Annotated in this window: 7 protein-coding genes; 2 read left to right on the top strand and 5 right to left on the bottom strand. The window is 57.7% G+C overall.

Going from position 1 to position 5,508, the window contains the following annotated elements:
- Positions 1-341, bottom strand: a 341-nt coding sequence (locus ACNKID_RS07630) for a radical SAM protein (protein WP_417912846.1), incomplete at its 3' end; no start/stop codon positions are given.
- Between the two features lie 148 nt (positions 342-489).
- On the opposite strand from ACNKID_RS07630, the gene ACNKID_RS07625 reads away from it, so the two are divergent.
- Positions 490-972: a universal stress protein gene (locus tag ACNKID_RS07625; RefSeq protein WP_417912845.1), complete on the top strand. Its 483-nt coding sequence runs from the start codon at positions 490-492 to the stop codon at positions 970-972.
- A 35-nt stretch (positions 973-1,007) separates the two neighbouring features.
- Here the strand turns inward: ACNKID_RS07625 and ACNKID_RS07620 are convergent, their stop codons facing one another.
- The 4 genes from ACNKID_RS07620 to ACNKID_RS07605 all read right to left on the bottom strand — a co-directional run bounded on the left by ACNKID_RS07620 (position 1,008) and on the right by ACNKID_RS07605 (position 4,579).
- Positions 1,008-2,021: a hypothetical protein gene (locus tag ACNKID_RS07620; protein ID WP_417912844.1), complete on the bottom strand. Its 1,014-nt coding sequence runs from the start codon at positions 2,019-2,021 to the stop codon at positions 1,008-1,010.
- 315 nt (positions 2,022-2,336) lie between these two features.
- Positions 2,337-3,356, bottom strand: coding sequence for a zinc-ribbon domain-containing protein (locus tag ACNKID_RS07615; RefSeq protein WP_417912843.1), 1,020 nt, complete (start codon positions 3,354-3,356; stop codon positions 2,337-2,339).
- A 140-nt stretch (positions 3,357-3,496) separates the two neighbouring features.
- The gene (locus ACNKID_RS07610; protein WP_417912842.1) at positions 3,497-4,072 is read right to left on the bottom strand and encodes a flavodoxin family protein; all 576 of its coding nucleotides are present in this window, start codon (positions 4,070-4,072) and stop codon (positions 3,497-3,499) included.
- Between the two features lie 54 nt (positions 4,073-4,126).
- Positions 4,127-4,579, bottom strand: a complete 453-nt coding sequence (locus ACNKID_RS07605; protein ID WP_417912841.1) for a CoA-binding protein — start codon at positions 4,577-4,579, stop codon at positions 4,127-4,129.
- A 93-nt stretch (positions 4,580-4,672) separates the two neighbouring features.
- Between ACNKID_RS07605 and ACNKID_RS07600 the strand changes: the two genes are divergently transcribed.
- Positions 4,673-5,508 (top strand): glycine--tRNA ligase subunit alpha (locus ACNKID_RS07600; RefSeq protein ID WP_417912840.1); only part of this gene is annotated, 836 nt, incomplete at its 3' end.

Raw genomic sequence — 5,508 nt, 5'->3', positions numbered from 1 at the left:
TCCAAGCTGAGAGACACCATTTTGATGTCCGCCTCTTTGATCTTGCGGCAGATTTCCTCCGTGACCAAAGTGCCGTTGGTGGCAAGGCACATCCGCAGGCCAAGCCCCGTTCCATAAGCAGCAATATCAAAAATATCAGGCCGCAGGAGCGGTTCGCCGCCGGAGAGCACCACCACTGGGCTGGCATAGGATTTGATGTCATCCAGCACCCGCTTGGCTTCATCCAAGGAGAAATCAGGATGCCCGGCAACCGCCAAGCTCGATGAGGATCGGCAGTGCACACAGTTCAGGTTGCAGCGGCGGGTGGTTTCCCAAGCGATCCATTTCGGTTCAAAATCCATGCTCAAAGCCCTAGCTTCGGAAAAACTGACTTGCGGAAAAGAGAAAAAGGACATAACTATGATCAACTATATTCCGTCCGACGGGTCAGGGTCAACAGCTTTGTACGCCGCCAGAGGCGACAACGTTATTTCAGAAGGAGGGTCTCTCATGCAGGAAGTTAAGATCATCGTCACCCCTATAGATTTTTCCGACAACGCCAAGATGATCGCCGATTCAGCCGCCTACGTGGCAGGCAAGTTCGGCGCGGAGCTGCATCTGGTTTTCGTGGTGCAGGACTTCGAGGACTACACCGGCTTTTTTGTCCCGCCGGTCAATCTCCCCAATCTGACTAAAGAATTGCTGGAGTCGGCACAGCAGAGGATGGAGGAGTTTACTGAAAGCTGCCGGGAAACAGCGACCGCTGCCGGAGTTGCGACGCTGCGCAGCAAGGTGTTAAACGGCGACGTGGCCGAGGAGATTCTCAGCTATACGGAGGAGATCGGCGGCAATATGATCATCATGGGCACCCACGGCTACAAGGGGCTTGAACGGATCATGTTTGGCAGCGTCGCTGACAAGGTGGTAAAAACCGCCTGCTGTCCGGTGCTGACCATAAATCCCTACCGCCAAAATTGCGGTGTCCAGAACTGAACAAAGAGCCTGAGCGGCTCTGATGCCGCCCAGGCTCACCGTTCCGGCTCAATCCCATGCGCACGCAGAATGTTTTTGGCGGCCAGCTGGTTCAGGGACGCTGTGAATTTCTTGCGCAGCTTGTGTTCCTCCACCACCATCCAAGCGCAGTCGACGATGCCCTCCGCACCCGCCTTTGCCACTTCATCATCGGCAAAGGTAACACTGCCATCCGCATGAGAAATGCAGGCTTTGCCGTAAGGATCCAGCGCAGGATAAATGGAGACAAAGTCGATGAACTTCAGCCGCAGCTCCAGCAGCGGGTCCAAGCCGTTTTTGGAGCGGCCTGTCTCCAAGTAAAGAGCAATAAACTCATTGACCGCCTGATCAATCTCCAACAACAGACGTGGAGGCTTGATCTCTGGCGCAGCCTCCTCGGATGAGGAGGGCGGCTCTACCGCAGGCGGCGCGGCGACCGGATCGCTGATGAAGTAGCCAAGTCCGTAGCTGCCGCCGCTTTTCTGAAGCATGGCCAGCAAGGTGTTGTAGTCGTCATCCGATGGGCTGAGGCCGCCAGTGCCCCAGTAGTAAGAACCGCCCCGCCGCTGGCCTTGGTGGAAGAAAAGGACAGCGGCGCAGTCGTTGCGGCCTTTCACATCCACTTCGATGAAGCCGGAAAAGTCCTTTTTATTGAGCCGGAAAACTAAGTCGGGCAAACTGACTTTGGAGGAGGGCAGCCGCTCTTTGGCGCGGCGGAAAGCAGGCAGTTGACCCCAGAAAAAGATTGAGTCTGGATCGAGATAATAGACAGAAACCTGAAAATTGCGCTGACGCAGGGCGGCGAGGATGTGATCGAGCTGCTCCGAGGCTAAGGCATGCTCGCCCCTGTTCTGGGTCAGGCCTCGGACGATGTCCGACTCGTCAAAATAGACCATCAGCTCCTGATCCGCACCTTTGCCGTAGAGACAGCCTGTGCCGATTTCTCCCTGCAAATGCTGAATAAACTTCTCAACATCCAGATAATAGCTGTTCAGGCCGCTGAGAAAGGGTTTTTCGCGGGGCAGAAGCATGGGCGTTTATAGGCTGAGTTCTTCTTTGTTCGGCCAGAAGACGGCGGACAGGATCATAGCAGTCTGCGTTTGAGCGGCCTTGAAACCGCTGATTCCCCCTCAACACGGCAAGTGCCGGGGGCTTTCGGCACTTGCGCCAGTAAGGTCTGCTGCTGCTGTCTTCAGCCCCTGAGGCAGACTGCGGCGGCGCAGGATGGGAGCAGCGGCATCTGCGCACCGAGTCCCTGCCGACGATTGATTGCTGCTGTCCTGCCTTTCAAATCCTCCGGCCTGTCCCCGCAAGCAGGGCAAAGATTATGTTTTCATGTGCAATCTTTATTGCCGCTTGACTCTCAGCCGCTCCACGGCAATGCGTACCGAATGGCGCATCCGCTCTAAGGCCGTGCCGAGATCGCGCAGCTCGCGGGAGCCTTCCGCAGTGATGGCCAAATTCAGCTCGCCCAAGCTGATCCGGTTGGCGATGTTGGTCAGGGCGCGGGCCGGGCGGACAACGAGCCAGTCAGCTATGAAGAGAAGCAGTCCGGCGAACAGCAGTGTCAGTCCGGCAGGAACGAGCAGCAAGGGAGAGCACAGGACATGCTGTGCCATTTGCCGGGCTTCTGCCGCTTGCAGGCCGACATGCACCTCGCCGTCGCCCTCGCGCAGAGCCAGCACCCGGTCATGCACCGGCAGGCCGCCGATGCTGAGACTGACGCTCCTGTCTTCCTTCGTCCCGGCCTTCAGCCTGTTCTGAGCCAGCAGTTCTGCCGGAAAACCTTTTGCCTTGACCTGCTGGACAAAGCTGTTGTCAAAGCCACCCTGCGGGTTGAAATATCCTGCCACTGCTGCGCCTTTCTCGTTCATCACCGCCGCATAGGCCACACCTGGCAGCTTAGCTGTGTGCTCGGTCTCAAGATTGACCGCCGCATAATCTTTCTGGAGAAAGGGCGTTCTGACCGCCCGCTCCAGCGAGAGGGCCAAGGCTATGCCGCTCTGCTCCCGCTCTTGGGCCAGTAAGGTGGGCAGCTGCCGGGAATACAGATATAAGAAAGAGCTGCCAGCTGCCAGCAGTCCCGCAGTCATCACCGCTGAAAGATACAGGAGGATCGGCTTGCCACGGCCCCGCGCCGCCGCTGCGGCGAGCGGTTCCGCTGTCTTCCTCCGTTCCGGCTGCGGCTGAACGCTGGCTGTTTCTTCTTTGACAGCCGCCGCCGCAGGCGGATTGACGGCATCTTTCGGCTTCTCCACCACAATGATGTGACCGCAGGCCTTGCAGGCGAATTTCGCCCGCTGGCCTTTGATCTGGCTTTCATCGATGTGGTACTTCTTGGCGCAGTCCTCGCAGATGACCAGCATGGCATAGGCTCCTTTCCTGTCCGCCTGTCAGATCCGGCGGCTACCGCCGGACATCCCTGCTTCAGTTATAGGCACCTGAAACCCTGCGGTCAATTGTTATTTTGCCCGCAGCGGCTTTAGGGCGGAAGAGAAAGAAGGCTTCAGACCTTGAGCTTTTTCAGCAGCCAAGCCATGTTCTGTCCCAAGGTGCGCATGATGGCCACGCCTTCAGCATCGGCGGCGACTTCGCCTTTCTCCCGGCCCATGCCGATGTTCCAATGCGAAGAGCCGACGATGATCATCTGACCGATGGTGAAGAAATGGTTGATGGAGTCGAACACATGAATTGCTCCGCTCCGGCGGCAGGCCACCACAGCGGCCCCGGCCTTGCGCCGGTGCATGTCGCCGTTGGCCCGCGAGACCATGCCGCTGCGGTCAATCAGGGCTTTCAGCTCGGAACTCATGTCGGCGAAATAGGTGGGCGAAGCGAGGATAATGCCGTCGGCCTCGTCCATTTTGGCAATGCAGTCGTTGATGCAGTCGGTTGTTACTGCGCAGCGGCGGTTTTTGTTGGCAAAGCATTGATAACAAGCGATGCAGCCGTGCGGGTGCAGTCCAGCCAAGCTCACCAGCTCGGTCTCTATGCCTTCTTTTTCCAGCTCCTCAAAAACATAATGAATAAGCCTTTCGGTGTTGCCGCCTTTGCGCGCGCTGCCGTTGAATGCCACAACCTTCATGCTGCCTTTCCTCCCCTTTTTTAGATCAAACGACGATAAATGATCCCCGAAAAACTATACGCCAGATGACGGCAGGGAGCAACGGGAAAGCGAGCCGCGCAACTGCTCCAGCTCGATCTTCAGGCAGCGGTTCATGACTACAGCCAGTCCTGCTTCTTCAGCAAGCTTTGCCGCCGCCTGGTTGACCACGCCCTGCTGCATCCAAACCAGCTTTGCTCCGACAGCGATCGCCTCGCGCACAATCGGCTCAACTTCCTCAGAGCGGCGGAAGATGTCAACAATATCAATTGGCGTTGGAACGGAGCGCAGATCAGGATAAGCGATCTCGCCCAGCACCTCGGCGCAGCTTGGATTGACCGGGATGATTGCATAACCTGCCTCTTGCAGATAGCGGGCGACTTGATAGCTGGGCCGCTCCGGCTTGGGCGAGAGACCGGCCACAGCAACGCTGCGGCTTTCGCGGAGCAGGCGCAGGACAGCGTCGGACAGAAGGATTTGCGGGAACATAATTGACAAAGGGGAAAAAAGACCATAATACTGTGGTGCGCACAAACGCGCTGCACAGACCGTCAATTCTAACCGGCAGGAGGGGTTTCAGCCATGTATTTTCAAGACATCATCGCCGCTCTGAACAAATATTGGGCATCGGTCGGCTGCGTCATCATGCAGCCCTACGACATGGAGGTTGGCGCAGGGACGTTCCATCCCGCCACTCTGCTGAAAGCCTTGGGGCCGGAGCCGTGGAAGGCCGCCTATGTGCAGCCTTCGCGCCGGCCGACCGACGGACGCTACGGCGAGAACCCCAACCGCCTTCAGCATTACTATCAGTATCAGGTGGTGATCAAGCCTTCGCTGCGCAACATTCAGGAGCTGTACCTTGGCAGCCTGCGCGAGTTCGGTCTGAACCTGCTGGAGCATGACATCCGTTTTGTCGAAGATGACTGGGAGTCGCCGACGCTGGGCGCGTCTGGTTTGGGCTGGGAAGTCTGGCTGGACGGCATGGAGGTGACGCAGTTCACCTACTTCCAACAGGCTGGCTCGCTGGATCTGTACCCGGTCACAGTGGAGATCACCTACGGCTTGGAACGGCTGGCGATGTATCTACAGAAGAAGGAGTCGGTCTACGACATCATGTGGAACCGTGATGTGACCTATGGCCAGATATTCCTTCAGGCCGAGCGCGAGTTCTCGGCTTTCAACTTTGAGGAGGCCAATGTTCCTGACCTGATGACCAACTTCAACAACTGGGAGCGCGATGCGCTCAATCTGATTGAGAAGGGGCTGATCCTGCCTGCCTACGACCACTGCCTGAAGTGCTCGCACACCTTCAACCTGCTTGATGCCCGCAAGGCGATCAGCGTGGCCGAGCGGACGCGCTACATTGGCCGCATCCGCAACATCGCCCGCCAAGTGGCGCAGAGCTACGTGGTTCAGCG

This window comes from Candidatus Electronema sp. TJ (assembly GCF_048287355.1).
Lineage (GTDB): Bacteria > Desulfobacterota > Desulfobulbia > Desulfobulbales > Desulfobulbaceae > Electronema.
The sequence above is the reverse complement of the archived record's forward strand: the minus strand, read 5'-3'. Positions and strand labels throughout refer to the sequence as shown.

What these genes read in the sequence shown, in the direction of transcription:
- ACNKID_RS07615 (WP_417912843.1), bottom strand. Translation starts at nt 3,356, where the DNA reads ATGCTGGTCATCTGCGAGGACTGCGCCAAGAAGTACCACATCGATGAA.
- ACNKID_RS07605 (WP_417912841.1), bottom strand. Translation starts at nt 4,579, where the DNA reads ATGTTCCCGCAAATCCTTCTGTCCGACGCTGTCCTGCGCCTGCTCCGC.
- ACNKID_RS07620 (WP_417912844.1), bottom strand. Translation starts at nt 2,021, where the DNA reads ATGCTTCTGCCCCGCGAAAAACCCTTTCTCAGCGGCCTGAACAGCTAT.
- ACNKID_RS07625 (WP_417912845.1), top strand. Translation starts at nt 490, where the DNA reads ATGCAGGAAGTTAAGATCATCGTCACCCCTATAGATTTTTCCGACAAC.
- ACNKID_RS07610 (WP_417912842.1), bottom strand. Translation starts at nt 4,072, where the DNA reads ATGAAGGTTGTGGCATTCAACGGCAGCGCGCGCAAAGGCGGCAACACC.